This is a genomic window from Pseudomonas sp. AM8, assembly GCF_036346475.1.
In the GTDB taxonomy this organism is placed as follows: Bacteria; Pseudomonadota; Gammaproteobacteria; order Pseudomonadales; family Pseudomonadaceae; genus Aquipseudomonas; species Aquipseudomonas marginalis.
In genome coordinates this window covers 38,643-62,424 of record NZ_JAOTNX010000013.1, presented here as the reverse complement: position 1 = coordinate 62,424, position 23,782 = coordinate 38,643, and the positions used below count along the sequence as shown (strand labels likewise).

General features: G+C 61.8%; 20 protein-coding genes. 11 read left to right on the top strand and 9 right to left on the bottom strand.

The window, feature by feature from the left end; genetic code table 11:
• Positions 1-11: 11 nt before the first annotated feature.
• From treS to V3W40_RS26865, 3 genes are read left to right on the top strand one after another with little or no spacing between them, the layout of a single operon-like run.
• Positions 12-3,359, top strand: coding sequence for a maltose alpha-D-glucosyltransferase (gene treS, locus V3W40_RS26875; RefSeq protein ID WP_330216001.1), 3,348 nt, complete (start codon positions 12-14; stop codon positions 3,357-3,359).
• Entirely contained in the window at positions 3,356-5,593 is a 2,238-nt protein-coding gene (gene glgB, locus V3W40_RS26870) for a 1,4-alpha-glucan branching protein GlgB (RefSeq protein WP_065927837.1), read from the top strand. The genes treS and glgB overlap by 4 nt, the downstream gene beginning before the upstream one ends.
• A 51-nt stretch (positions 5,594-5,644) precedes the next feature.
• The gene (locus V3W40_RS26865) at positions 5,645-6,811 is read left to right on the top strand and encodes a GGDEF domain-containing protein (protein WP_330216000.1); all 1,167 of its coding nucleotides are present in this window, start codon (positions 5,645-5,647) and stop codon (positions 6,809-6,811) included.
• A gap of 8 nt (positions 6,812-6,819) precedes the next feature.
• Here V3W40_RS26865 and V3W40_RS26860 read toward each other — a convergent pair whose 3' ends face one another.
• The 3 genes from V3W40_RS26860 to V3W40_RS26850 all read right to left on the bottom strand — a co-directional run bounded on the left by V3W40_RS26860 (position 6,820) and on the right by V3W40_RS26850 (position 11,319).
• A complete protein-coding gene (locus V3W40_RS26860; RefSeq protein ID WP_330215999.1) occupies positions 6,820-9,006 on the bottom strand; it encodes a GAF domain-containing protein in 2,187 nt (728 codons plus the stop codon).
• A 171-nt stretch (positions 9,007-9,177) separates the two neighbouring features.
• On the bottom strand, positions 9,178-10,029 hold the full coding sequence (locus V3W40_RS26855; RefSeq protein WP_027606380.1) for a CAP domain-containing protein: 852 nt from the start codon (positions 10,027-10,029) through the stop codon (positions 9,178-9,180).
• Positions 10,030-10,110: 81 nt separating this feature from the next.
• Complete coding sequence (locus tag V3W40_RS26850; RefSeq protein ID WP_330215998.1) at positions 10,111-11,319, bottom strand: MFS transporter; 1,209 nt, start codon at positions 11,317-11,319, stop codon at positions 10,111-10,113.
• Positions 11,320-11,432: 113 nt separating this feature from the next.
• On the opposite strand from V3W40_RS26850, the gene V3W40_RS26845 reads away from it, so the two are divergent.
• On the top strand, positions 11,433-12,317 hold the full coding sequence (locus tag V3W40_RS26845) for a LysR family transcriptional regulator (RefSeq protein WP_065927832.1): 885 nt from the start codon (positions 11,433-11,435) through the stop codon (positions 12,315-12,317).
• A gap of 56 nt (positions 12,318-12,373) precedes the next feature.
• Positions 12,374-13,039, top strand: coding sequence for a GNAT family N-acetyltransferase (locus V3W40_RS26840; protein ID WP_065927831.1), 666 nt, complete (start codon positions 12,374-12,376; stop codon positions 13,037-13,039).
• Between the two features lie 197 nt (positions 13,040-13,236).
• Here V3W40_RS26840 and V3W40_RS26835 read toward each other — a convergent pair whose 3' ends face one another.
• Positions 13,237-13,830: a TetR/AcrR family transcriptional regulator gene (locus V3W40_RS26835; protein ID WP_074846485.1), complete on the bottom strand. Its 594-nt coding sequence runs from the start codon at positions 13,828-13,830 to the stop codon at positions 13,237-13,239.
• A 72-nt stretch (positions 13,831-13,902) separates the two neighbouring features.
• Here V3W40_RS26835 and V3W40_RS26830 point away from each other — a divergent pair, with 72 nt between their 5' ends.
• The gene (locus V3W40_RS26830; protein WP_330215997.1) at positions 13,903-14,502 is read left to right on the top strand and encodes an NAD(P)H-dependent oxidoreductase; all 600 of its coding nucleotides are present in this window, start codon (positions 13,903-13,905) and stop codon (positions 14,500-14,502) included.
• Between the two features lies 1 nt (position 14,503).
• Here V3W40_RS26830 and V3W40_RS26825 read toward each other — a convergent pair whose 3' ends face one another.
• The 3 genes from V3W40_RS26825 to V3W40_RS26815 form a co-directional block, all read right to left on the bottom strand.
• Positions 14,504-14,893: a hypothetical protein gene (locus V3W40_RS26825; RefSeq protein ID WP_065927828.1), complete on the bottom strand. Its 390-nt coding sequence runs from the start codon at positions 14,891-14,893 to the stop codon at positions 14,504-14,506.
• A 32-nt stretch (positions 14,894-14,925) separates the two neighbouring features.
• The gene (gene aroA / locus V3W40_RS26820) at positions 14,926-16,182 is read right to left on the bottom strand and encodes a 3-phosphoshikimate 1-carboxyvinyltransferase (RefSeq protein WP_330215996.1); all 1,257 of its coding nucleotides are present in this window, start codon (positions 16,180-16,182) and stop codon (positions 14,926-14,928) included.
• Between the two features lie 90 nt (positions 16,183-16,272).
• Positions 16,273-16,827 carry a UPF0149 family protein gene (locus V3W40_RS26815; RefSeq protein ID WP_330215995.1) on the bottom strand — a complete coding sequence of 185 codons (555 nt, stop codon included), beginning with the start codon at positions 16,825-16,827 and terminating at the stop codon, positions 16,273-16,275.
• Positions 16,828-17,012: 185 nt separating this feature from the next.
• On the opposite strand from V3W40_RS26815, the gene V3W40_RS26810 reads away from it, so the two are divergent.
• The gene (locus V3W40_RS26810; protein ID WP_330215994.1) at positions 17,013-17,825 is read left to right on the top strand and encodes a crotonase/enoyl-CoA hydratase family protein; all 813 of its coding nucleotides are present in this window, start codon (positions 17,013-17,015) and stop codon (positions 17,823-17,825) included.
• 5 nt (positions 17,826-17,830) lie between these two features.
• Positions 17,831-18,664 carry an NAD(+) diphosphatase gene (nudC, locus tag V3W40_RS26805; RefSeq protein WP_065927825.1) on the top strand — a complete coding sequence of 278 codons (834 nt, stop codon included), beginning with the start codon at positions 17,831-17,833 and terminating at the stop codon, positions 18,662-18,664.
• On the opposite strand, the gene V3W40_RS26800 is transcribed toward nudC, so the two are convergent.
• On the bottom strand, positions 18,632-19,411 hold the full coding sequence (locus V3W40_RS26800) for a TSUP family transporter (RefSeq protein WP_065927824.1): 780 nt from the start codon (positions 19,409-19,411) through the stop codon (positions 18,632-18,634). The two genes, nudC and V3W40_RS26800, sit on opposite strands and share 33 nt — an antisense overlap.
• A 639-nt stretch (positions 19,412-20,050) precedes the next feature.
• On the bottom strand, positions 20,051-20,776 hold the full coding sequence (locus tag V3W40_RS26795) for a LexA family transcriptional regulator (RefSeq protein WP_330215993.1): 726 nt from the start codon (positions 20,774-20,776) through the stop codon (positions 20,051-20,053).
• Between the two features lie 160 nt (positions 20,777-20,936).
• Between V3W40_RS26795 and V3W40_RS26790 the strand changes: the two genes are divergently transcribed.
• Genes V3W40_RS26790 through V3W40_RS26780 form a run of 3 tightly spaced genes read left to right on the top strand, consistent with a single transcriptional unit; the run spans position 20,937 to position 23,759 of the window.
• A complete protein-coding gene (locus V3W40_RS26790) occupies positions 20,937-21,272 on the top strand; it encodes a helix-turn-helix domain-containing protein (RefSeq protein ID WP_330215992.1) in 336 nt (111 codons plus the stop codon).
• Between the two features lie 2 nt (positions 21,273-21,274).
• Positions 21,275-21,715 carry a hypothetical protein gene (locus tag V3W40_RS26785; protein ID WP_330215991.1) on the top strand — a complete coding sequence of 147 codons (441 nt, stop codon included), beginning with the start codon at positions 21,275-21,277 and terminating at the stop codon, positions 21,713-21,715.
• Positions 21,708-23,759 carry a Mu transposase C-terminal domain-containing protein gene (locus V3W40_RS26780; protein WP_330215990.1) on the top strand — a complete coding sequence of 684 codons (2,052 nt, stop codon included), beginning with the start codon at positions 21,708-21,710 and terminating at the stop codon, positions 23,757-23,759. The genes V3W40_RS26785 and V3W40_RS26780 overlap by 8 nt, the downstream gene beginning before the upstream one ends.
• Positions 23,760-23,782 lie beyond the last annotated feature (23 nt).

Here is a 23,782-nt window from a genome sequence, read left to right as displayed (position 1 = left end):
AGGAGTTTCCAATGGCGAAGAAACCCAAGGCTGCCACCTTCATCAAAGACCCACTCTGGTACAAGGACGCAGTGATCTACCAGGTTCACGTCAAATCCTATTTCGACTCCAACAACGACGGCATCGGTGATTTTCCCGGCCTGATCGCCAAGCTCGACTACATCGCCGACCTGGGTGTCAACACCATCTGGCTGCTGCCGTTCTACCCCTCGCCACGCCGCGATGACGGCTATGACATTGCCGAATACCGGGGCGTGCACAGCGACTACGGAACCATGGCCGATGCCCGGCGCTTTATCGCCGAAGCCCACAAGCGCGGGTTGCGGGTCATCACTGAACTGGTGATCAACCACACCTCCGACCAGCACCCGTGGTTCCAGAGGGCACGCAAGGCCAAGCCGGGCTCGGCGGCGCGGGACTTCTACGTGTGGTCCGATGACGACCAGAAATACGACGGCACCCGCATCATTTTCCTCGACACCGAAAAGTCCAACTGGACCTGGGACCCGGTCGCCGGCCAGTACTTCTGGCACCGCTTCTATTCCCACCAGCCGGACCTCAATTTCGACAACCCGCAGGTAATGAAAGCCGTGCTGTCGGTGATGCGCTACTGGCTGGACATGGGCATCGACGGCCTGCGCCTGGACGCCATCCCCTACCTGATCGAGCGCGATGGCACCAACAACGAAAACCTGCCGGAAACCCACGACGTCCTCAAGCAGATCCGCGCCGAGATCGACGCCCATTACCCCGACCGTATGCTGCTCGCCGAAGCCAACCAGTGGCCGGAAGACACGCAGCTGTATTTCGGCGACCGCAAGGGCGATGACGGTGATGAATGCCACATGGCGTTCCACTTCCCGCTGATGCCGCGCATGTACATGGCGCTGGCCCAGGAGGATCGCTTCCCGATCACCGATATCCTGCGCCAGACCCCGGAGATCCCCGCCAACTGCCAATGGGCGATCTTCCTGCGCAACCACGATGAACTGACCCTGGAAATGGTCACCGATAAAGAGCGCGACTACCTGTGGAACTACTACGCTGCTGACCGCCGCGCACGCATCAACCTGGGCATTCGCCGGCGCCTGGCGCCCTTGATGGAGCGCGACCGCCGCCGTGTGGAGTTGCTCAACAGCCTGCTGCTGTCGATGCCCGGCACGCCGACCCTGTATTACGGCGACGAAATCGGCATGGGCGACAATATCTACCTCGGCGACCGCGATGGCGTGCGCACGCCGATGCAATGGTCCATTGACCGCAACGGCGGTTTCTCCCGCGCCGACCCGGCCAGCCTGGTGCTGCCACCGATCATGGATCCGCAATACGGCTATCTGTCGGTCAACGTCGAAACCCAGGCCCAGGACCCGCACTCACTGTTGAACTGGACCCGCCGCATGCTGGCGGTGCGCAAGCAGTCCAAGGCGTTTGGGCGCGGCAGCCTGAAAATGCTCTCGCCAAGCAATCGCCGCATCCTGGCGTATACCCGCGAATTCACCGGCGAAGACGGGCGCAACGAAATCATCCTGTGTGTGGCCAACGTCTCGCGCAGCGCCCAGGCGGCCGAGCTGGACCTGTCGGCCTTTGCCGGCATGGTCCCGGTGGAGATGCTCGGCGGCAATGCGTTCCCGCCCATCGGCCAGCTGAATTTCCTGCTGACCCTGGCGCCGTATGGCTTCTATTGGTTCGTGCTGGCGGCGGAAAACCAGATGCCCAGCTGGCACGTGGAGCCGGCGCAAAGCATGCCGGACTTCACCACCCTGGTGCTGAAAAAGCGCATGGAAGAGCTGCTCGACGAACCGTGTCGCACCGCCCTCGAACAGACCTCGCTGCCCGCCTGGCTGCCCAAGCGCCGTTGGTTTGCCGGCAAGGACACCGCCATCGACAGCGTGCGCATCGCCTACGGTGTGCGCTTTGGCGACCCCCAGCACCCGGTCTTGCTCAGCGAGCTTGAGGTGACCGCCGGTGGCCAGGTCAGCCGTTATCAGCTGCCGTTCGGTTTTCTTGGCGAAGACCAGTTCACCAGCGCCTTGCCGCAACAGTTGGCCCTGGCCCGGGTACGGCGGGTGCGTCAGGTCGGCCTGGTGACGGACGCCTTCAGCCTGGAGCACTTTATCCGCGCGGTGATCCAAGGCCTGCAGGCCGGTACCGTGTTAAACGGCAGCGACGGCGACCTGCGTTTTGAAGCCACGCCACACTTGGACACGCTGCAACTGACGGACGAGTCGCCGGTACGTTACTTGTCTGCCGAGCAGTCCAACAGCTCGGTGGTGGTGGGCGAGAGCCTGGTGCTCAAGCTGATCCGCAAAGTCAGCGCCGGGGTGCACCCGGAGCTGGAAATGAGCGCGTACCTGACGCAGGCGGGTTACCCGAATATCTCGCCGCTGATGGGTTCGGTGATTCGCCATGATGGCGCAGGCGAGGACAACCTGCTGATGATCGCCCAGGGCTACTTGAGCAACCAGGGTGACGCATGGAGCTGGACCCAGAACAATCTGGAACGTGCCATCCGCGATGAACTGGCCGAGGCCATCTCCGAACAGGAACAGCATTACAACGCATTGGGCGAGCTGGCGGACTTCGCCGGGCTGCTCGGCCAGCGCCTGGGGGAAATGCACGGGGTACTGGGTGCCAACACGACCAATAAGGACTTCAAGCCCGAACCGACCAGCGCCAAGGATACCCAAGCCTGGGCCAAGGACGTTGGGGCTCAGATCGACCGTGCATTGCAATTGCTCAAGCTGCATCAAAGCCAATTGAACCCTGCCGATCAGGCGCTGGTCAGTGAATTGCTGGCGCAGAAAAAAGCCATCGGCGCGCATGTCCAGGCGCTGGCGAAAGCCACCTTGGGCGGGCTGCGCATTCGGGTTCATGGTGACTTGCACCTGGGCCAGGTGCTGGTGGTGAAGGGCGATGCCTACCTGATCGACTTTGAAGGCGAACCGGCGCGGCCGCTGCATGAACGGCGCGGCAAGCACAGCCCGTATAAAGATGTGAGCGGCGTGTTGCGCTCCTTTGACTACGCGGCGGCCATGGCCTTGAACGTACAAGGGGTGGATCACTCGCCCGCAGCGGACCAGGCGCGCAGGCGCGTGACCGATCGCTACCTGAAAGAGGCCCGCCAGGCATTTATCCAGGCTTATCAGGCCGCTGCGTCTACACTGGCGCATGACTGGCAGGATGCCAAGGGCCAGGACGCCGCGCTGACGTTGTTCAGCCTGGAGAAGGCCGCGTATGAGGTAGCGTACGAAGCGGAAAACCGCCCGACCTGGTTGCCGGTGCCCCTGCGGGGCTTGCCCGGGTTGTTGAGCGGGATTACATCTAAATCGAACACTGCACGCGGTGGGGAGACGTCATGAGCTTTACGAATAAAGAACCGCTGCAACCGAAGTTGACAGCCATGCCGGCGTCCAAGGACGTCGAAGCGCTGGTGCGCGCCGAGCACCACGACCCGTTTTCCATTCTCGGGCCACACGATGACGAGCAGGGCGGCCAATTTATCCGCGCGTTCCTGCCGGAGGCCTTGAGTGTCCAGGTGCTGAGCCGCGATGGCGGTGAACAGATCGGCAGCCTGGATGCGACCCAGGTGCCGGGCCTGTTCGTCGGGCAGTTCAACACCCGCCAGGCGTACTTGCTGAAAATCCAGTGGGCCGGTGGCGAGCAGATCACCGAAGACCCTTACAGCTTCCAGCAACTGTTGCTGGGGGAGATGGACCTGTACCTGTTCGCCGAAGGCAACCACCGTGACCTCAGCAGTTGCCTGGGGGCCCAGGTGACCAGCGTCGATGGCGTAGACGGCGTGCGTTTTGCCGTGTGGGCGCCGAATGCGCGGCGGGTCTCGGTGGTGGGGGACTTCAATATCTGGGACGGCCGCCGCCACCCGATGCGCCTGCGGCATCCGTCGGGCGTGTGGGAGATCTTCATTCCCCGCCTGCAACCTGGCGCCGCCTACAAGTACGAAATCCTCGGCGCCCACGGGATTCTGCCGCTCAAGGCCGACCCGATGGCGCTGGCGACCCAGTTGCCACCCGATACCGCCTCGAAAGTCGCCGCGCCGTTGCAGGTGGACTGGCAGGACCATGAGTGGATGCAAGCGCGGGTCGAGCGACAGAAGGCCACGGCGCCGCTGTCGATCTACGAGTTGCATGTGGGCTCCTGGCAGTGCGAGCTGGACGAGGCCGGCGAAGTAGCGCGCCAATACACCTGGCGCGAGCTGGCCGAGCGGTTGGTGCCGTATGTGCAGCAACTGGGCTTCACCCACGTCGAATTGATGCCGATCATGGAACACCCGTTCGGCGGTTCGTGGGGTTACCAGGCGCTTTCACAGTTCGCACCGACGGCGCGTTTTGGCTCGCCGGAGGACTTCGCCTATTTCATCAACGCGCTCCATCAGGCCGATATCGGCGTGATCCTCGACTGGGTGCCGGCGCATTTCCCCACCGACACCCACGGCCTGGCGCAATTCGACGGCACTGCGTTGTATGAATACGCCAACCCGCTGGAAGGCTTCCATCAGGACTGGGACACGCTGATCTACAACCTGGGCCGCACTGAGGTCCACGGCTTCATGCTGGCCTCGGCACTGCATTGGCTCAAACATTTCCACATTGACGGGCTGCGCGTGGACGCTGTGGCGTCAATGTTGTACCGCGACTATTCGCGCAAGGCCGGCGAATGGGTGCCCAACCGCCATGGCGGGCGCGAGAACCTGGAAGCCATCGACTTCCTGCGCCACTTGAACGACGTGGTGGCACTGGAAGCGCCCGGCGCCCTGGTGATCGCCGAAGAGTCCACCGCCTGGCCCGGCGTCAGCCAGCCCACCCAACAGGGCGGCCTGGGCTTCAACTACAAGTGGAACATGGGCTGGATGCACGATTCTTTGCATTACATCCAGCAGGATCCGGTCTATCGCGCCCATCACCATAACGAGCTGAGCTTCGGCCTGGTGTATGCGTGGTCCGAGCGCTTCATCCTGCCGATTTCCCACGATGAAGTGGTGCACGGCAAGCACTCGCTGATCGACAAGATGCCGGGCGACCGTTGGCAGAAGTTTGCCAACCTGCGCGCCTACCTGGCGTTCATGTGGATGCATCCGGGCAAGAAGCTGCTGTTCATGGGCTGCGAATTCGGCCAGTGGCGCGAGTGGAACCACGACCAGCAACTGGACTGGTACTTGCTGCAGTACGCCGAGCACAAAGGCGTGCAAAAGCTGGTGGGTGACTTGAACCGCCTGTATCGCGAAGAGCCGGCCCTGCACGAGCAGGATGATGCGCCTCAGGGGTTCCAGTGGCTGATCGGCGACGACGCGATCAACAGCGTCTACGCCTGGCTACGCTGGAGCAAGGACGGCAAGCCGGTGCTGGTGGTGGCCAATTTCACCCCGGTGCCCCGTGAGGCCTACAAGGTGGGCGTACCGTTCGGTGGGCGTTGGAGCGAGGTGATCAACAGTGACGCCGATACCTACGCGGGTTCCAATTACGGCAATGGCGGTGGCGTGTTCACCGAGGATGAGCCACGCCATGGGCAACCGGTGTCACTGTCGTTGAACCTGCCGCCGTTGGGGGTGCTGATTTTGCGGCCTGACGGGAGTTAAAGGCTCTACCCTGCTGGATTCAGTTGTCCACGCTGGTGGCAGGGTGCCACAATGGCGCCTTTGTCATGGCAGTCGAATCAGGCGAATTTCATGAATGGCCTTGGGTATGGGCGGGATCAGGATTGCTTTATAGAGGCACAGGTGCGAACCGACCGTTTGCACCAGTTGTTTCGCCAGTCATTTGCAGCCATTTTCGGCAGCTACATGGCAGCCGCCATGCTCTGCTGGCTGTGCTGGGAGCGCTTCGATCACACGTTCATGGTGGTGTGGCTGGTGGTGCTGGGCGCGTCGTCGCTGCTGCGGGTCAAGATGTTCCTGGACTGGTTCCGCTGCCCCAACAGCGAACGCACCCCGGATCGCTGGGAGCGCCGCTACTGGGTCACGCTGGTACTGTCCGCGAGCATTTGGGGGGCTGGGGCACTCGCGCTGATGCCCCCCGATGATCGGTTGTCCCAGGCGCTGGTGATGCTGTTCACCGTGGGGATGTCGGTCAGTGCCGTGTCGTGTTATTCGGCCTATCGCTATATGACCCTGGTGTCCATCGGTCTGGTGTTGCTGCCGTGCACCCTGTGGCTGTTGTTCCAGCCGACATCGATGCAAGTGGGTATCGGCATCGCGGTTCTGGTGTTTTCCACGTTTGTGGCCAGTGCCACGCGCAAGTTGTCCGATGCACTGGAGAAAGCCTTTCGCCTGACCCGGCAAATGGAACGGGCCCATAACATCTCGACCCGTGCCGCACAGACCGATGAGCTGACCGGCCTGATGAACCGCCGGGCGTTTTTCGAACATGCGCAATTGCTGTATGCGCAATGCCGTCATAACCAGCAGCCGCTGTGCGTGCTGATGATGGACATGGACCACTTCAAGCAAATCAACGACACCTATGGGCACCAGGCCGGCGATCAGGTCTTGCGCCAGATTGGCGGGGTGATCAGTGCGTCGTTCCGCAAGGCCGATGTGTATGGTCGCTTGGGCGGCGAAGAGTTTGCCGTGTTGTTGCCCAATACGTCGTTGGACACCGCGCGCAATATTGCCGAGGACCTGATCAAGGCTATAGCCGGTTTGGCCGCCGAGCCGGTCAAGGGGCTGTCAGCCAGCCTTGGGGTGGCGTTCACCCATGCCGTGGACGAGGACCTGCACGGCCTGATGAACAGCGCCGACAAAGCGCTGTACCGGGCCAAGGCGTTGGGCCGCAACCAGGTGGCCGTGGCGGAGTAGGGCGCTGCTCAGTCCTTGTGCATGGCTTTGATCAATACCCGCGAAACCTGCTCGGCAGAATAAGGCTTGGGCAGGAACTCGAAGCCGTCATAGCCGTTGTCTGCCAGCTCTTCGCTGTAGCCCGAGGTCAGTATCACCGGCAGGTCCGCCCGACGCTGGCGCAACAGCTTGGCCATGGCGACGCCGGTGATACCGGGCATGACCACGTCGGAGAAGATCACATCGAAAGCCCTCCCATCGTGCCCGGCAAGGGTCAGGGCCTGTTCGGCATCGGTCACCCAGGTGGCCTGGTAGCCCAGGTCTTGAAGAATCTGGCTGGCAAACCGCCCGATCTCCAGGTTGTCCTCCACAATCAGCACCCTGCACTGTGATGTGTCGTGGGACGAAGCCAGCGCTTCCTCGCAGGGGGGCGGCAGCGCTGCTTCGGCTTCGACCTGGGGCAGATACAAGGTGAATACGCTGCCTTGGCCGGGCGTGCTGGTCACATCGATATTGCCCCCCGACTGCTTGGCGAAGCCGAAGACTTGCGACAGGCCCAGGCCGGTGCCTTTACCCACCGCCTTGGTGGTGAAGAACGGCTCGAAAATGCGTTCGACGGTGTCTTCGGGAATGCCGGGGCCGGTATCGGCGAGCGAAATGGCGACATACGCCTTACCCGACCCGGCGTCGCCGCGAATGTGGGGCAACGGCTGTGCCCCGAGGACCTTCAGGGTCAGGGTGCCCTGGCCCTCCATTGCGTCCCGTGCATTGAGGGCGATGTTGATCAGTGCGGTTTCAAACTGGCTGGCATCGATCCGCGCAAAACACGGCTGCGAAGGCATCTCGACACGTACATGAATACGCGCGCCTGTGACGCTCTCCAGCATCTCGCCGATGTTCTGTACGCGCTGGCCCACGTCGAAGACTTCCGGGTTCAGCGGTTGGCGGCGGGCAAAGGCGAGCAGTTGGCTGGTCAACTTGCTCGCTCGCTCTACGGTATCCGCCACTGCGCCCATATAGCGCTGGCGACGCTGTTCTGGCAGGTCTGGCTGACGCAGGAAGTCCACCGATGAGCGAATGATGGTCAGCAGGTTGTTGAAGTCATGGGCCACGCCGCCGGTGAGTTGGCCGATGGCTTCGAGTTTCTGCGACTGGCGCAGCGCGGCTTCGGCCTTGGCCAGCGCCAGGGTGCGTTCTTCGACGCGCTGTTCGAGAGTGGTGTTCAGTTCGGCATAGGCCGCCAGGCCCTTGCGCACATCGGCATCGGCACGCACGCGCTCGATATGCGCCCAGGAGCGCTCGGTGACTTCCCGCAACAGGGCCAGGTCGTAGGGTGACCAGGGACGTGGGTTTTTGTCATGGACGGCCATCAGGGCCGTCAGGCGACCGTTCTTGATCAGCGGCATGCAGATCGTCGCCGTCACCCCAAGGGCCTGGAAGGTGGCGGACTCTGCGGGTGGCAACTCGCGCAGATTGTCGTGGATCACCAGGGGCTCGCCGGCGCGCAGGCATTTGACGGCCATCTCGCCGAACGCCGCCAGGCTGTAGCGGCCGATGATGCTGGGCGAGCCGGGCGCGGTCCAATTGTCACGAATGGTAAAGCCGTCTTCATCGGCGTCCATGTCGGCGTAGGCGCAATTGCTCACCTGCAGGTGCTCGGCCAGCAAGCGGGTGGTGCTGGTCATGATGGCTTCGGCATCGACGGCGTTGACCACCGCGTTGCCGATGGCGTCCAGCACCGCCAGGCGGCGTGCCAGGAACACGGTGGAGGTGGTCTCGGTGACGGTGTCGAGCATACCGACCACCTTGCCTTGGGGGTCGCGGATCGGGCTGTAGCAGAAGGTGAAGTACGCCTGCTCCCGCCTTGGGCCGCGTTCGATCACCAGGGGAAAGTTTTCGATATAGGTGGCGTGGCCCTCGAAGGCGGCGTTGGCGATGGGGCTGACGTCATCCCACACCTCGGCCCACACTTCGTTGAACGGGCGCCCCAACGCATAGGGCTTGCTGCCCAGGATCGGGATAAACGCATCGTTGTAGAGTGTGATCAGCTGCGGGCCCCAGACAATCGCCTGGGGAAAGCTGGAGGCGAAGCACAGCGCCACGGTGGTCTTTAATACGTCCGGCCACTGTTCCAGCGGTCCTAGGGGCGTACTGGCCCAATCATGCTGACGTACTTGCTCAGCCATGTCGCTGCTGCTTTGCAGCCAATTCATCATTGGGAGAACACCTTGTATTCCGGAATCTTTAACGCGCCCGCAAGGATGTGGCGTAAAGCTACAGACCTGTCTGGTCGCTGCCAGTTCAGCACGATTATCCGCTAGATGGCATTTTGATGCTGTATTCGTTTGAAGGAGCGAAGGGCCGGGGGGTGGGCGATTGCCCAACCCTTATTGCGTGCCGAATAAAGCGGTCCAGTAGATGCCCGCGTCACTCTTCGGGTCCATGGCATAGGCTGCGCCCAATTCGCGAAATTGCGGGTTCATCAGGTTGGCGCAATGACCCGGGCTGGCGAGCCAGCCGTCGACCACCTTGCGCGGGGTGTCCAGGCCGGCGGCGATGTTTTCGCCGATGTTCTTCGCGATATACCCGGCCAGTTCCGCGCGGTCGCCAGGCGTGCGGCCGTCGTGGTCCAGGTGGTCGAAGAAATTGCCGTTGGCCATGTTGCGCGTGTGGCTGTTGGCGGCCCCGGCCAACGCCTCGTTCCACGACAATGGTGTGGTCGCGGTAAACGCCTGGGTGCCGCACTGGCGCGGTTGTGTACGGGCGGCATTGATCAGGTCGAGCAGCTTGCGGCCTTCGGTTTGCCAATCGCCCAGGCCGCTGGACAGCAACGGGCGGGCCAGCACGATGCGCCAGTCCTGGCCGCTGTTGCTCACGCCGATGTCGACGAATTGCGGGTCCAGCACCACCCGGCAGAAACTCTCGCGCACGGCTTTCATGGCTGCCTGGGCGTCCTTGGGCCCGGACAGGCTGATGGCCTGCACATTGACCATCGGGTACGCGGCCCGGGCCAGGGCCTGCTGCAGGTCGCCGACGTTATTGGCCGGCAGCACCAGCCGTGTATCGTTGGCCAACGGTGGCAGTTCCTGGGAACCCTGGTCGCCGCAGCGCTGCACCTGGCTGCGGTACTCGTTGATCTGTTGCACCAACTGACTTTCTTCATTCGCCATCGCGCTGGCGCAGAACACCGTACTGGCGGCCAGCGTCGTAAGACCCATCATCAATGACAGAACGCGCATGGACGTTACCCTTGAGCTTGAAAGTGCCCATGATGCGCGATGTAACCCCGTCTGGCGCAACGCCTTTTTTGTTTTTTTGCCTCAACGGGTATTCTGTGGGGCATTCACGGCGCGGATGCGGCCCGTTGCCATCGCGGTGGCCAGCAGGATCAAGCCCACGGCGACGGTGAAAGTCGCATGCAGGCCGCTGGTCACGGATTGCGCGTTGGCGCGGGTGACATCCGGGGTCGCCCAGGCGAACACCGCCCCCAGGGCCGAGGTACCGAAGATCAGCCCGATATTGCGTGACAGGTTGAGCAAGCCTGCGACCGTACCTCGGCGCGCACCGTCTACATCGCACATCACCGCAGTGTTGTTGGCGGCCTGGAACAGACTATAGCCCGTCGTCAGAATCACCAGCCCCCCAAGGTAGGCGATCAATCCCGAGGCCAACGACAACAGTAATGCGCCGCAAAACAGGATGCCCAACCCGGCGAAAGTCATAAGGCGCCAGCCCTGGCGGTCGGTGAGGCGCCCCGCCGGTACACCGCTGAGCGCCGCGACACAGGGCCCGACGGCCATGGCCAGGCCCATCCATTGCGGGTCCAGCCCCAGCCCCTTGGACAGGTAGAAAGGGCCGACCACAAAGGTTGCCATGATCACCGCCGCTACTAACGCACTCATCGCGAGACTCGTGCGCAAGGGCGCTTCCTTCAACGGTGACCAGACGCTGGAAGGTGAGCCTGCTTGGCGTCGATCAACCGGCAAGTAGCGCCACGCGAGGCTGGCCGTGAGTAACCCCAAGGGCATGCCCACCAGAAACAGCGCGCGCCACCCCCACACACTGAGCAATAACCCGCCAGCGGCGGGGCCCATGGCGGTACCGACGGCTGACATCGTGCCCAGCAGGCCCATCACCCGGCCGGTGCGTTCCTTGGGCACCGTGTCGCCGACCATCCCCAGCGCCATGGCCATCATGCTCGCCGCGCCCAAGCCCTGCAGGAGGCGTGCGGCAATCAGCCAGCCCAGCGAGGGCGCGCCCGCACACAGCCCACTGCCCAGCGCAAACAACAGCAGCCCGGCGAGCAACAGCCGGCGACGGCCCAGGCGATCGCCCATTCGGCCGGCCATGACAATCACCGCCGTGATCGCCATCAGGTAGGCCAGCACCACCCACTGCACGGCATGAAACGACGCATCGAATGCCTGTACCAGGCTGGGCAGGCCGACATTGGCGATGCTGGTGCCGAGGGCGGCGAGCAACATGGACAGCGACAGGCTGGCAAGGCCGCCGCGTGAAGACGTATGCATGGAAGATTCCTTGGGTGGACGCAACTGTCACAAATCTACGGCCTGGCCTAACATGGCGGAAGACGCAGGGTTTGCAGTTAATACCTGCGTCAAACGCCTGCTAAGGAGCGCCCATGCCCGACTTTAATCTGCTGATTACCCTGGATGTCTTGCTGGCCGAAGGCAGTGTCGCCCGAGCGGCCAAACGCTTGCAGTTGAGCCCCTCGGCCATGAGCCGGGCGCTGGCGCGCTTGCGCGAGACTACCGGCGATCCGCTGTTGGTCCGCGCCGGGCGCGGGCTGGTGCCGACGCCGCGGGCGCAGGCGTTGCGTGAGCAGGTCAGCCGCCTGGTGCAGGACGCCCATGCGGTGCTGCGCCCGGCACACGCCCTGGACCTGGCCCAGGTGGAGCGCACGTTCACCTTGCGCACCAGTGAAGAGTTCGTCGAAAACTTCGGTCCCGTGTTGCTGGCGCGCATCGCACGGGAGGCGCCCGGTGTACGCCTGCGTTTCGTCAGCAAGACCGATAAGGACAGCACGTTACTGCGCCAAGGCAGCGTCGACCTGGAAACCGGCGTGGTCGACCCTGACGCCAGCCCCGAAGTGCTGACCCAGGCGCTGTTTCGCGACCGTTTGATTGGCGTGGTGCGCAGCGGCCATCCCCTGAGCCAGGGCGACATCAGTGCCGAGCGGTTTGCCCAGGGGCGCCACGTCTACGTCTCGCGGCGCGGGCAGGAGCGCGGCCAGATCGACGATGGGCTTGAAGCCCTGGGCTTGACGCGGCAGATCGGCACCATCGTCGCCGGGTTCGCCACGGCCATCGCCCTGGCCCGCGACACCGACCTGATTGCCTGCGTGCCCGAACGCTACACCGCCCATCAGCGCGAAGGCCTGTACAGCTTTGCGTTGCCGTTGACGCTGGCACCGTTCACCGTGGCGATGCTCTGGCATCCGCGGCTGGATGCCGACCTGGCCCACCGCTGGTTGCGCGGGTGCGTGCGTGAGGTGTGCGGACACTGAACGGCCTGCAACAGGTACAATCGCCGCTGCCTTGACGCGAAACCCCAGGAATCTGCATGTTCAGCCTTACCCGCTACACCACACCGTGCCCCGAGCCCATCAATGCCCAGATTCTGCAGATGGTGGTGGACAACCTCACCGACATCAGCAGCGTCGCACTGCCGCCGAGCAACCTGCTCTACAACATCTACCAATATGCCATCGGCTTTGAGGTGCACCTGTACCTGGAGGCATTGGGCGGGTCGAAGGGGATTGCCGTTGAGTTGATCGTGGCGATGCTCGAGGAGCAGGTGATTGGCTTTTGCCTGTACCTGCCGGTGAAAGATGATCCTGAAGCCTGTGGCATCGCCTTTATGGCGGTACAGGCCGGTTTCCGGCGTCAGGGTGTGGCGCGCGGGATGATGGCGGACGTGGTGGCGCGCTATCCTCATGCCGAGTTGGCATGTGCCGTGGAGAAGGTAGCGGCCTTCGAGGCCATGGGTTTTCAAGTGCGGGGTGCGCGGGGCACCCAGGTGTTGATGAATACCCGGGCCTACGGCACCGATGGCTTGATGGGCGTGTTGGATGTGGCGGCAATCTACAGTTCGCTGGAGGTACGCCAGATCCATACCTACCTGCTGCAAAAACACGGCAAGCGGGCGATGGTGGATGCCGAGAAACAGCGGGACCGGCACCTCGATCAACTGGCACGCAAGGTCCAGCTGTTTGTGGCAGGGCGTTAGCCTGGCCTGCTTGGCTTTTTTGTAGTGCTTCTGTAGTGAGCGGGCTTGCCCCGCGCTGGGCTGCGAAGCGGCCCCAGAAACAGCCCCTGAGCTGCCTGGCACACTGCAGTGCTCTTATTGGGGCTGCTTCGCAGCCCAGCGCGGGGCCAGCCTGCTCACCACAACAAGCCCGCTCACCACAGAAGCTTCTTCAGTCTTCAACGCTGTGCGCGATTGACCATCGCCAGGATGGTTGCCAGTAGTTCCTGTTGCGCTTCTTCCCGGCTGATCTCGCCGCTCGCCGCAGCATCGGACAACGCTTCCGCCGCCCCCAGCATCGCCCGTAATCCTGGCTGTGAAACCTGGCCAAAGGGCGCCAGCGCGGCGCGGCATTTGTCGAGAAAAATCGCCTCATACTTACGCTTGAGCGCTTCCAGCTCCGGCGAGCTGCTCAGTGCGGCAATCACCCCCGGAATTTCCCGGCCCTGCAATAACACGCAATCGACATAGCACGAGGCGATCACCCAGGCACGTTCTTCCAAGGTCGCGCTGCTGGCGTCGAGGGCTTCGGCAAACACCTGGGTCTGACGCGCGTCAAAGTCTTCATACAGCGCGGCGAGCAGCCCGGCACGGGTGACGAAGTGGTCGTAGACCACCGGTTTGGTGACGCCGGCCAGTTCCGCCAGGCGGCCCAGGGTCATGGCTTCGGTGCCTTCCTCGCGCACCAGTTGCCAGGCCACCTCCAGTAATTGACGCAGGCGATCTTCACGGGACAGGCGACGACGTGGGGCAGGGGATTCAGGGCTTGACATGCTTATGTACCAAAAGTAACTTGTTGGTGTTAACTTACCAAAAGTAGATTAAACCCAAAGGGAGTCAAAGTCATGCACGCACTCATCGTCGTTGCCCATCACGACCCACAATCCCTCACCCGCGCCGTGGCCGCGCAGGTGGCTGCCGGGCTGACTGCTGAGGGCCACACCTTCGAAATCGCCGACCTCGCCGCCGAAGGCTTCGACCCGCGCTACACCGCCGCCGACCACCTCGTACACCACACCCGCGCCACGCCCCCGGCCGACGTGCTGGCGGAACAGGCACGCATCGACCGCGCCGATGCCCTGGTGCTGGCGTTCCCGATCTACTGGTGGTCGCTGCCGGGCCTGCTCAAGGGCTGGGTCGACCGCGTGTTCGTCAACGGCTGGGCGATCGATTACGGCCCGGACATGCCCGTGGTGAAAAAACTGCGGCACTTGCACGTGCACCTGTTGGCCCTGGGGGCGGCCGATGAAAGCGCGTTTGACCGACACGGCTACGCCAAGGCGATGCGCACGCAGATCGACTACGGGATTTTTGATTACTGTGGAGCGAAAGTGGTGACGTCGGCGTTGTTGCTGGAGTCGGAAGATGGCGCGGCGACCGCGCATCTGCAAACAGCCAGGGCGGTAGGGCAGAAACTGTTCGAGGCCGAGACGGTCGCCGGTTGATTCAACCTTCGCGAAACAGGTCGTGGGCGTCCAGCAGGCGGTAGGCAATTTCCGGATTTTTCTCCAGGCCCCGGCGAATCGCCGCCGGGATCGCTTGCCGGGTCTTGCGGCACATGCCTGGCAGCTCGTCGATGACGATCTGGATGCCGCGCATGCTCTTGACCTCGTTGTGCCCCGGCGCGATATGCACGCGGATGCCCAATAGCTCGTGCATCCGCTGTTGCATGCGCTCCAGGTCTTGCAGGCTTTGCAGGTTTTCCAGGCGCTCGACCAGGCGTTTCTCTTCCTGCCGCGTCAGGCTGAGGATACGCAGGTCCGCGCCGGGGGCTTCCAGCAGTTGTTCACGGTCGCAGACACAGGCACCGGGTGGGCAGGGTTGGCGAATGGTCATGATCCTTACCTCCCCATTCCGACGCCGTTGAGTCAGTCGCTCAACGCGACCCCAAGGCTGCCCAGGGCCTTCCAGTACCCAGGATAGGTCTTGGCCACGCAGTCCGGGTCCTGAATGCGGATTCCCGCGATTTTCAACCCCGCGAGTGCAAAGCACATGGCGATGCGGTGGTCGGCATGGGTGTCGATCAGGGCGTTGCACGACGTGCCGGCCAGCGCCGGGTCGGCCGCGACCAGCAGGTCATCGCCTTCAATGCTGGCGAGGCCCGGACGGATCGCATTGAGGCCGTCATGCAGGGCCTGTACGCGATCGCATTCCTTGACCCGCAGGTTGGCCAGCTCAGTGAAACGCACCGGGGTGTTGTTGAAGGCAGCCAGGACCGCCAGGGTCGGGATCGCGTCCTGCATCTGCGAACCGAGCACGGTGGCCTGCATATTCGGGAACTGCGCGATCACGGCCTGGGCCTTGGCGTCTGGTTGGGTGAAGGCCTGGGCGGCCACGCCGATGTCGATGCGGCCACCGGTCAACACTTCGGCAGCCCACAAGTAGGTGGCGGCGGAAGCGTCGGGTTCGATCAGGTAATCATGGGCGGTGTAGCCGGTGGGGGCCACGCGCCAGGTGGTGTCGTCGACCACATCGACCTGGGCGCCGAAGGCCCGCATGCAGTCCAGGGTCAGGTCCACGTAGCCACGGGCACCGATGTCCTTGCCGGTCAGTGCCACTTCAATCGGCGCTTCGCCGCACGCGGCCAGCATCAACAGGGCCGATACATACTGGCTGGACAAGCCGCCGTCGATCTCGAAGCGCTTGGCCTGGACCGTGCCCACGCCGTGCACCGTCACCGGCGGGCAACCGGTCGGGCTGTCGACCTGGATACCGTTCCGGCCGAGGGTGGCCAGCAGCGGGCCGATCGGACGTTTCTGCATATACGCGTCGCCGTCCAGTACCACCGTGCCTTGCACGGTAGCCACGGCGGCCGTCAGGAAGCGCATCGCGGTGCCGGCATTGCCGAGGAACAACGGCTGCGCCGGCAATTGCAGCTTGCCGGTGCCGGTGACCACGAAGGTGGTGTCGTCCGGCTCGTCGATGGTCACGCCCATCTGGCGCAGGGCCACCGACATATGCCGGGTGTCGTCGCTCTTCAAGGCGCCGCTCAGGCGGCTGGTGCCCTTGGCCAGCGCCGCCAGCAGCAGGGCGCGGTTGGTAATGGATTTGGAACCGGGGGGCGCGACCTTGCCATTCAGGGGGAAGTTGGGCGGTGTAACGGTCACGGTTTTCTGCGAACTCAAGGTGCAAGGCTCCTGATCAAGGCAAGGTGGTACGGAGTGGCCGACGGGCGGACCCGAATAATCGGCCAAAGGTGCGGTGCTTGTCGAGGTCTAGCGCTTGCTCAACCAGTAATCGTGCAGTGCCCGTGCCGCCGGTTCGATAGCGCTGACCCGTTGCTGATGCAGCTTCACATCCAGGTCGGCGGGCAACTCGAAGTTGTCCTGCTCGGCGCACCAGGAGATTTTATCCAGGTTCGCTGCCTGCTCCGCGGGCAACTCAGGCCAATTGCCGATAGCGGCGCCACGGATATAACCAAAGCACCATTCTTCGGCGAGGGTCACGACTTGGTCCTGGTGTTCGGTTTCATCGAAGCGCGCCTTGAAGCCCTCGGCGTCAGTCGCCAGTTGTCCGGCCAGCAGGTTGATATGACGCACGCACAGGTCCAGGAACTGCTTGGCCTCTTCGGCGCTTTCCCACTCCGGGTTCTGCCCACCCCAGATCGCCGGGAACCACTCTGCAATATCCACCTGCGCGGGGCTGGACACCAATGCAGTGAAGTAGCCGTCGAGCTCGGCCAGGTTCAGCACCGAATGGTCGTCGCCGTACTTCAACAGGGTTTCTTCGATGAATTCGAAATCGGCGGGGGCGAGGGGTTGGGCGTGCATGGGCATATCCTTTAAACGTCGAACGCCGCTGACGGGGCGGCTCAAAGCGCGAAGGATGGCGTGTGCGGGGGCTTTTATCCAGTGTCTTTTCCATCGCCGTTGCCAGTCCCGCTTTTGGCCGATGCGCCGTTACGTAGCCTTGTTATAGTTCGGGCCTTATCACTCGCCAGCCAGGGATCACTGCCATGTCCGAATACCAAGCTTTCGTCGTCGAACTCAGCGGCAACGTTGCCCATGTGCAGATCAACCGCCCGGAAAAGATCAACGCGATGAACGCCGCGTTCTGGACCGAGATCATCGACATCTTCCAATGGGTCGAAGACACCGACGCCGTACGCGCGGTGGTGCTCAGCGGTGCCGGTAAGCATTTTTCCTCCGGCATCGACCTGATGATGCTGGCTTCGGTGGCCAACGACTTCGGCAAGGATGTGGGCCGCAATGCACGCCTGCTGCGCCGCAAGATCCTCGAGCTGCAAGCCTCGTTCAATGCCGTCGACAACTGCCGCAAGCCGGTACTGGCAGCGATCCAGGGTTACTGCATCGGTGGCGCCATCGACCTGATCAGCGCCTGCGACATGCGCTACGCGGCTGAAGACGCGCAATTCTCGATCAAGGAAATCGACATCGGCATGGCCGCCGACGTCGGCACCCTGCAACGCCTGCCACGCATCATCGGCGACGGCATGCTGCGTGAGCTGGCCTACACCGGCCGCCCGTTCGGTGCCGAGGAGGCGCGCAGCATCGGCCTGGTCAATCGCGTGTATGCCGACCAGGAAAGCCTGTTGGCCGGCGTGTTCGAGATCGCCCATGAAATCGCGGCCAAATCGCCGATTGCGGTCACTGGCACCAAAGCCATGATCAGCTACATGCGTGACCATACGGTCAATGACGGTCTGGAATACGTTGCCACCTGGAACTCGGCTATGTTGCAATCCAACGACCTGCGCGTGGCCATCGCGGCCCATATGAGCAAGCAGAAACCCGAATTCGTGGATTGACTGACATGACCCCAGGCTGGATTACCACAACGCTGCTGGACAACGACGCCCCCGGCGGCTGGGCCGTCGCCCGCAGCCGCGACGGCTTTTTGCATGACGCCAACGGCCCGCTGTTCCCTCGGGAATGGCTCAAGCGCCAGGAGCTTTCGGTGTTTGCCGAACATGGCATCGGCCACCTCGACGGTGAGCCGGTGTATCTGCTGGAACTCGACTCGGCGGGCGAAGTGCCTGGTTGCAGCTGGCAGGGCCTGCGCGGCTTCATGCTGCAAGGTGATCACACCCTCTACAAAGTGCTGGGCTACGCCGCGCAGATCGGCACCTGGGCGCGGGAGCATCGGTTCTGCGGCAGTTGCGGCCAGGCCATGGTCCAGGTGCCACGGGAACGGGCGATGTATTGCCAGGCCTGCGACCTGCGCAGCTACCCGCGGATTTCGCCGAGCATGATCGTGCTGGTGACCCGTGGCGACGAGATCCTGCTGGCGCGCTCGCCGCGGTTTGTCACCGGGGTCTACAGCACCTTGGCGGGCTTTGCCGAGCCGGGGGAGTCGGCCGAAGACTGCCTGATCCGCGAGGTGCGTGAAGAAGTGCAGGTGGAGGTCAGGAACATCCAGTACATGGGCAGCCAGTGCTGGCCGTTCCCCCATTCGATGATGCTGGGCTTCCATGCCGAGTACGCCGGTGGCGACATCGTGCCCCAGGCCGACGAGATTGAGGACGCGCAGTGGTTCAGCATCCACGACCTGCCGCCGTTGCCGGCGTCACGCTCGATTGCGCGTTACCTGATCGACCTCTACCTGGCCCGTCGCCTAGGCCACGCTGAACCAGTGCTGCCAGGCTAGGCGCACGGTCAGGCCGAGAACCACGGTGATAAACACCGGGCGAATGAATTTGGCGCCGCCGCTGATCGCGCTGCGCGCGCCAAAGAACGCGCCACACATCACCGACACGCCCATCGCCAGGCCGACAATCCAATCCACCGAGCCGTTGAAGATAAACACCGACAGCGCCGCCGCGTTGCTGACGAAGTTCATGCTGCGCGCCACGCCGCTGGCCTTCACCAGGTCGATGGGGTGCAACAGCATGGTGCTCACGGTCCAGAATGCACCGGTACCGGGGCCGGCCACGCCGTCGTAGAAGCCCAGGCCGAAACCCTGGGTGCCTTGCCATTTCTTCTTGATCGGCGCGTCGGCGTCCAGTGGCGCCTTGGGCGTGCCACCAAACAGCAAATACACGCCGCAAGCGAATACGATCACCGGCAGCATTTTGTTCAGGGTTTCGGCGGGCAGGTAGTGGGCAACCACCGCACCGGCCAGCGCACCGATCAACGTGCCGATGATCGCATGCACCCACTGGCGCGGGTGGAACAGCTTGCGACGGTAGAAGGTGAAGCTGGCCGTGGCCGAACCGAAGGTGGAGCTGAGCTTGTTGGTACCCAGTACCAGGTGGGGCGGCATCCCGGCGGTGAGCAGCGCCGGGGTGGTAAGCAGGCCGCCGCCGCCGGCGATGGCGTCGATAAAGCCGGCGATAAAGGCCACGACGGCGAGAATGGCGAGGGTGGTGAGGTCTACGCTGAGTTCGAAGGGCATGGGGGAGTGCTTATGGTTGGCAGTGCGCAGCAGAAGGGCTGTGCGAAAGGGCGCCATCTTACCTGCCGAATGTCCGTAGAACCACATATGGGAGGTCCCACTACTTCTTTGACTTAGCGCTGTCAATGCCAGTCAGTTAAACGAAAGTGATTTTTTGTAGGAGCGAGCAAGAACTAGGCGTCCCCCTCGCTCCTACAGAAAGCCTTAACTGAACGTTGGGGTGCGAAGCGCCCCTGATGAAGACGAATGCGGTGTATCAGGCACTCCGCGGCGCCTGGTTTGGGGGCTGCTGCGCAGCCCAGCGCGGGACAAGCCCGCTCACCACAAGGATGCGGTCGACTGAAATTGTTTAGGTAAGACCCAAGACTTTAGTTTGATAGGTATCTACACAACGTTTTAGCCGTCAACGGTAACCACGATGCTGTGAGTTAGTGACAGCTTTGGCACCGGGGGGAAGTCGATGGGAAGAACTGGGATTAAGCAGGACAAGCCGCGACGCGCTAGGCAATACGTGGCCTTGCGCGTGGTGTCATATCGTCAACTCCAGAGAAACGGTGCCAAAGAACTGCAAACGGAAAAAAAGAGAAAAGTAATTTAAGAGCGAGAGTTTTGCGCGCTCTTTGGCATCAACGAATCACCTCAGATCCAACCACCAGCCCAGACGACCCTGCCAATGATCTCTAGATCATCAAGGTGTTCCTTTGTTACTAACATCATTTGGTAGGCGGTATTCGCACTGATCACGGCGACTCCTCCACCTATCTGACGTTGCAGGCGTTTGGCATAGAGGTGGTCGTCAAGCCGAATCACGTACACGGCCTCGCCCTCCAAGGTGGTACGGCTGTGGTCGATGAGGACGGTATCTCCATCGCTTAGCAAGTCTTCCATAGAGTCGCCATCGACCCGTATAGCTGAAAGATTGGCCGCGCTCAGCCCTTGCTTTCGCAGAGAGTAGGTGGTGAATGCAAGGCGGGTCAGAATGCGAGCATTATCGTTCCACGCCCCATGTCCGGCACTGCACTTAGCATCAAACAGCGGAATGTAACTGTACAACTGATCGTCCTGATCGTCCTTAGGCCTCGCGTGCCCGGCTCCTCCAACAAACATCTCTCCCTTACCAGTAGCAATCCAGTCCAGAGAAACCCCCTTAGCCTTAGCCAAAAGGGCAACGGAATCAAACGCGGGCATCCCGTCGCCTGCTATCCAGCGCTGAAGCGACGACAGAGCTGCGTCGGCTGTCTGGGCAGCCTGTTTTCGAGACTCATAAAGGTCAGCCACGGCCGCAATTCGAGTTTCCAATCCTGAATTTGGAAAGGAAACGTCTTTTTCAGCCGGTTTCTTTTGTTTCTTATCGACGTAAGTCATTGAATTACATGCTCTAGATCTATTTTTCGGGACTGAAGGCCGAAAAAGGGAATAGAAACTCTCGAAAAAGGGTTTACCGCGTCCTCTTTTCGAGATATGTTTATCCGCAACAGGACGTTAGACGTCCCAAAAAAACCACCCGTGAAGATGGTTCGTAACTATGAGCGTCATCGACATGCCCACAGACCCAGTGCGTAGATGGGAGTGGATCAAATACCAGCTACGCCTCCAGGGTACTTCCATGGCCGAGATTGCGCGCCAGTTGAAGGTTACTGATCGCGCTATCCGCATTGCCAAAAACACACCCTATCCACGTATAGAGCGCTCCCTCGCTGCTGCACTGAGCCTTGAGCCTGCTGATATTTGGCCGGAACGCTGGAACAGCGATGGGACCCCACACCGACAACGGCCTACCCGGTCAGAGGTGAACACGTCTTTTAGCAAGGATACCGGACTGCACCAAGTTGGACACCGTAAAGCAGCAAGGAGTGCCTAAACATGCGCAACCAAAAAGATGACAGAACATTAGACATCTTCGCTGTTCCTCAACCGGTGCTTTCTATACCAGGCCTTGGCAACTACGCCGCTCAGGTGAGTGAGCTTGTGAGCCAGATCCTCAAAGAGTCCGATATGGACCGATACGAGATAGCCGCTCGGATGTCTCGACTCTCGGGCGACGATGTTAGCAAGAACATGTTAGACGCTTGGTCTAGCCCCGCTCGTGCAGATCACAACCTTCCCCTCTACAGAGCAGCTTTGCTGGAAGAAGTTTGTGCGAGCCACATCCTCACCAATTGGCAGGTGCACCTACGGGGTGGTCGCGTCGCATATGGGCGCGAAGCATTAGACGCAGAAATTGGCCGGCTATCACGGGTTGCCCACGATGCAACACGCAAAGTTCGTGATCTGAAGAAAATGCTGGGTGACGACAATGCGTAACTGGTATTCGCCTCAGGAGCTTGTGGGCCTGCCCAGTATGCCGGGGACTGTGCAAGGGCTTCGTAAGCTCGCCCAGCGCGAGTGCTGGCAAGGACAGCGGCGCCTTGGTAGTAAGGCAATGGAATATCCCTTTGCGATCCTTCCCAAGGAAACGCAGGTTGCGCTTATTGCGGTAGCAGTCGTCAATAATGCACCGGAGCCAGTGGCTAATCCCACTCCGGCACTTACATTGCGTGAATCAGAAACTCCTTCACGTTTGAACGATTCACAGTCTTCTGTGATGAGCGCCCGTCTTTCATTCGTGCGTGAAATCGAACGCATGAGCAAGGTCGTAAGCCAAAACCGCGCTATATCGACCTTGGTCGATCTGGCGAAAAGCGGCGACCTCAGCCCCTACCTGAACGAGCGAGTCATCCGCGCCAACGACCGCAAGACAGAAGACCGCACGCTGTCGGAGCGCACGCTCAAACGCTGGTTGGCCGACTACCGCGCCCATGGAGAAATAGGCCTGGCCCCCGCCCGCCGTCAAAAAGACATGAGCGTTCCAACCTGGGCAGAGGAATTCCTCAAACACTACCAGCGTCCGCAAAAGCCGAGTGTCGAGGCGGCATACGAACAGTTCAAACAGGTACACCAGGGCACCCAGTCCAGTGTTTGCCCCAGTATTCATGCAGTGCGCCGCTGGCTGAAAAAGCTCAGTCCGTCAGTCCGTGAACGTGGCCGTATGGGGCCGCACGAGTTGAACGCTCTGAAAGCGTACAACCGTCGCCAAGCCGACATGCTCTGGCCAAATGACGTATGGGTGGCCGACGGTCACACCTTTGATGCGGAGGTCATGAACCCACTGACAGGGCAAATCTTCCGCCCTGAAATCACCATGGTCATTGACTGGGGGACTCGACGCATCGTCGGCTTCTCGGTCAACTTGGCCGAGTCGACTTTGGCCACATTGGATACCTTGCGCGACGGTGTAAGTCGGTGCGGCATGTACAAAGTGTTCTACGTCGACAACGGCAGCGGCTTTGACAACGCCGTTGTTTACGAAGTAAACGACCGCCTGGGCGGCACCATTACGCACTCACTGCCCTACAACTCTCAGGCACGTGGCGTGATCGAGCGGCCCCACAAAACCATCCTGGTCAGACTCGCAAAAACCTTCGACAGCTACATCGGCGCCGACATGGATAAAGAGGCCGCCACCAAAACCCACAAACTCTCCCGCAAACAGCTTGCATTGGGCATGGCGCCAACGGTCGTGCCGGAGTTTTCGGTGTTCTTTGCTGCATTGCAACAAGCGCTCGACGACTACAACCGTCGCCCACATCGTGGGTTGCCGAGGTTTCGTGACCTCCAGACCATGCGTAAGCGCCATCAAAGCCCCATGGAAGCCTGGAAAGTAGCAGAGGCCGAAGGCTGGGAGCCGTTGTTAGCGAGTGCCGACATCGTTGAAAGCCTGACCCGGCCTCAAGTTGAACGCACGGTCCACCGTTGCCAGGTGCAATGGAACAGCGGCACCTACTTTCTCAAAGACCTGGACGGTTTCCATGGGGAACAGGTCCGCGTCGCCTATGACTTCCGTGACGCTAGCCGTGTTTGGGTCCACTCCCTTGAGGGCGATCTGATCGGCGAAGCGCTGCTAGATGGCAACGCCAGCCCGGCCATGCCGAAAACGATGCTGGAAAAAGCCAGCGACAAACGCGAACGCGGCCAACTGAGCCGCCTGGTTAAAAAAGCCAAAACCATCACCGGGCAAGACGTTGAAATGCGCGTCATCCCCGGCCATTCAAGCCAGTACGACCTGTCACCTGAGCAACTCGCCGAGGCCCAGCGATTTGCCCAACTGTCGGCACCGCAGGCGCCGCCCTTCGAACTGCCAGGCGACCCCATCGCTCGCTACCGATTCTGGCATCAACTCGACGCCCGCCTCACCAGCGGCGAATCGCTGACGCCCGAAGAAACGCAGTGGCATTCACGTTACCCGCAGCACTCGGACTTCACGTCGATTCAGCAGATGTTTGCTTTCGCCGAACAAGCCCGCGCTTAACCCGAAACCTCCAGGAGTCGAAT

Coding starts and splice junctions, on each gene's coding strand:
- treS (WP_330216001.1), top strand. CDS start 12: ATGGCGAAGAAACCCAAGGCTGCCACCTTCATCAAAGACCCACTCTGG.
- glgB (WP_065927837.1), top strand. CDS start 3,356: ATGAGCTTTACGAATAAAGAACCGCTGCAACCGAAGTTGACAGCCATG.
- V3W40_RS26865 (WP_330216000.1), top strand. CDS start 5,645: ATGGCGCCTTTGTCATGGCAGTCGAATCAGGCGAATTTCATGAATGGC.
- V3W40_RS26860 (WP_330215999.1), bottom strand. CDS start 9,006: ATGATGAATTGGCTGCAAAGCAGCAGCGACATGGCTGAGCAAGTACGT.
- V3W40_RS26855 (WP_027606380.1), bottom strand. CDS start 10,029: ATGCGCGTTCTGTCATTGATGATGGGTCTTACGACGCTGGCCGCCAGT.
- V3W40_RS26850 (WP_330215998.1), bottom strand. CDS start 11,319: ATGCATACGTCTTCACGCGGCGGCCTTGCCAGCCTGTCGCTGTCCATG.
- V3W40_RS26845 (WP_065927832.1), top strand. CDS start 11,433: ATGCCCGACTTTAATCTGCTGATTACCCTGGATGTCTTGCTGGCCGAA.
- V3W40_RS26840 (WP_065927831.1), top strand. CDS start 12,374: ATGTTCAGCCTTACCCGCTACACCACACCGTGCCCCGAGCCCATCAAT.
- V3W40_RS26835 (WP_074846485.1), bottom strand. CDS start 13,830: ATGTCAAGCCCTGAATCCCCTGCCCCACGTCGTCGCCTGTCCCGTGAA.
- V3W40_RS26830 (WP_330215997.1), top strand. CDS start 13,903: ATGCACGCACTCATCGTCGTTGCCCATCACGACCCACAATCCCTCACC.
- V3W40_RS26825 (WP_065927828.1), bottom strand. CDS start 14,893: ATGACCATTCGCCAACCCTGCCCACCCGGTGCCTGTGTCTGCGACCGT.
- V3W40_RS26815 (WP_330215995.1), bottom strand. CDS start 16,827: ATGCACGCCCAACCCCTCGCCCCCGCCGATTTCGAATTCATCGAAGAA.
- V3W40_RS26810 (WP_330215994.1), top strand. CDS start 17,013: ATGTCCGAATACCAAGCTTTCGTCGTCGAACTCAGCGGCAACGTTGCC.
- nudC (WP_065927825.1), top strand. CDS start 17,831: ATGACCCCAGGCTGGATTACCACAACGCTGCTGGACAACGACGCCCCC.
- V3W40_RS26800 (WP_065927824.1), bottom strand. CDS start 19,411: ATGCCCTTCGAACTCAGCGTAGACCTCACCACCCTCGCCATTCTCGCC.
- V3W40_RS26795 (WP_330215993.1), bottom strand. CDS start 20,776: ATGACTTACGTCGATAAGAAACAAAAGAAACCGGCTGAAAAAGACGTT.
- V3W40_RS26790 (WP_330215992.1), top strand. CDS start 20,937: ATGAGCGTCATCGACATGCCCACAGACCCAGTGCGTAGATGGGAGTGG.
- V3W40_RS26785 (WP_330215991.1), top strand. CDS start 21,275: ATGCGCAACCAAAAAGATGACAGAACATTAGACATCTTCGCTGTTCCT.
- V3W40_RS26780 (WP_330215990.1), top strand. CDS start 21,708: ATGCGTAACTGGTATTCGCCTCAGGAGCTTGTGGGCCTGCCCAGTATG.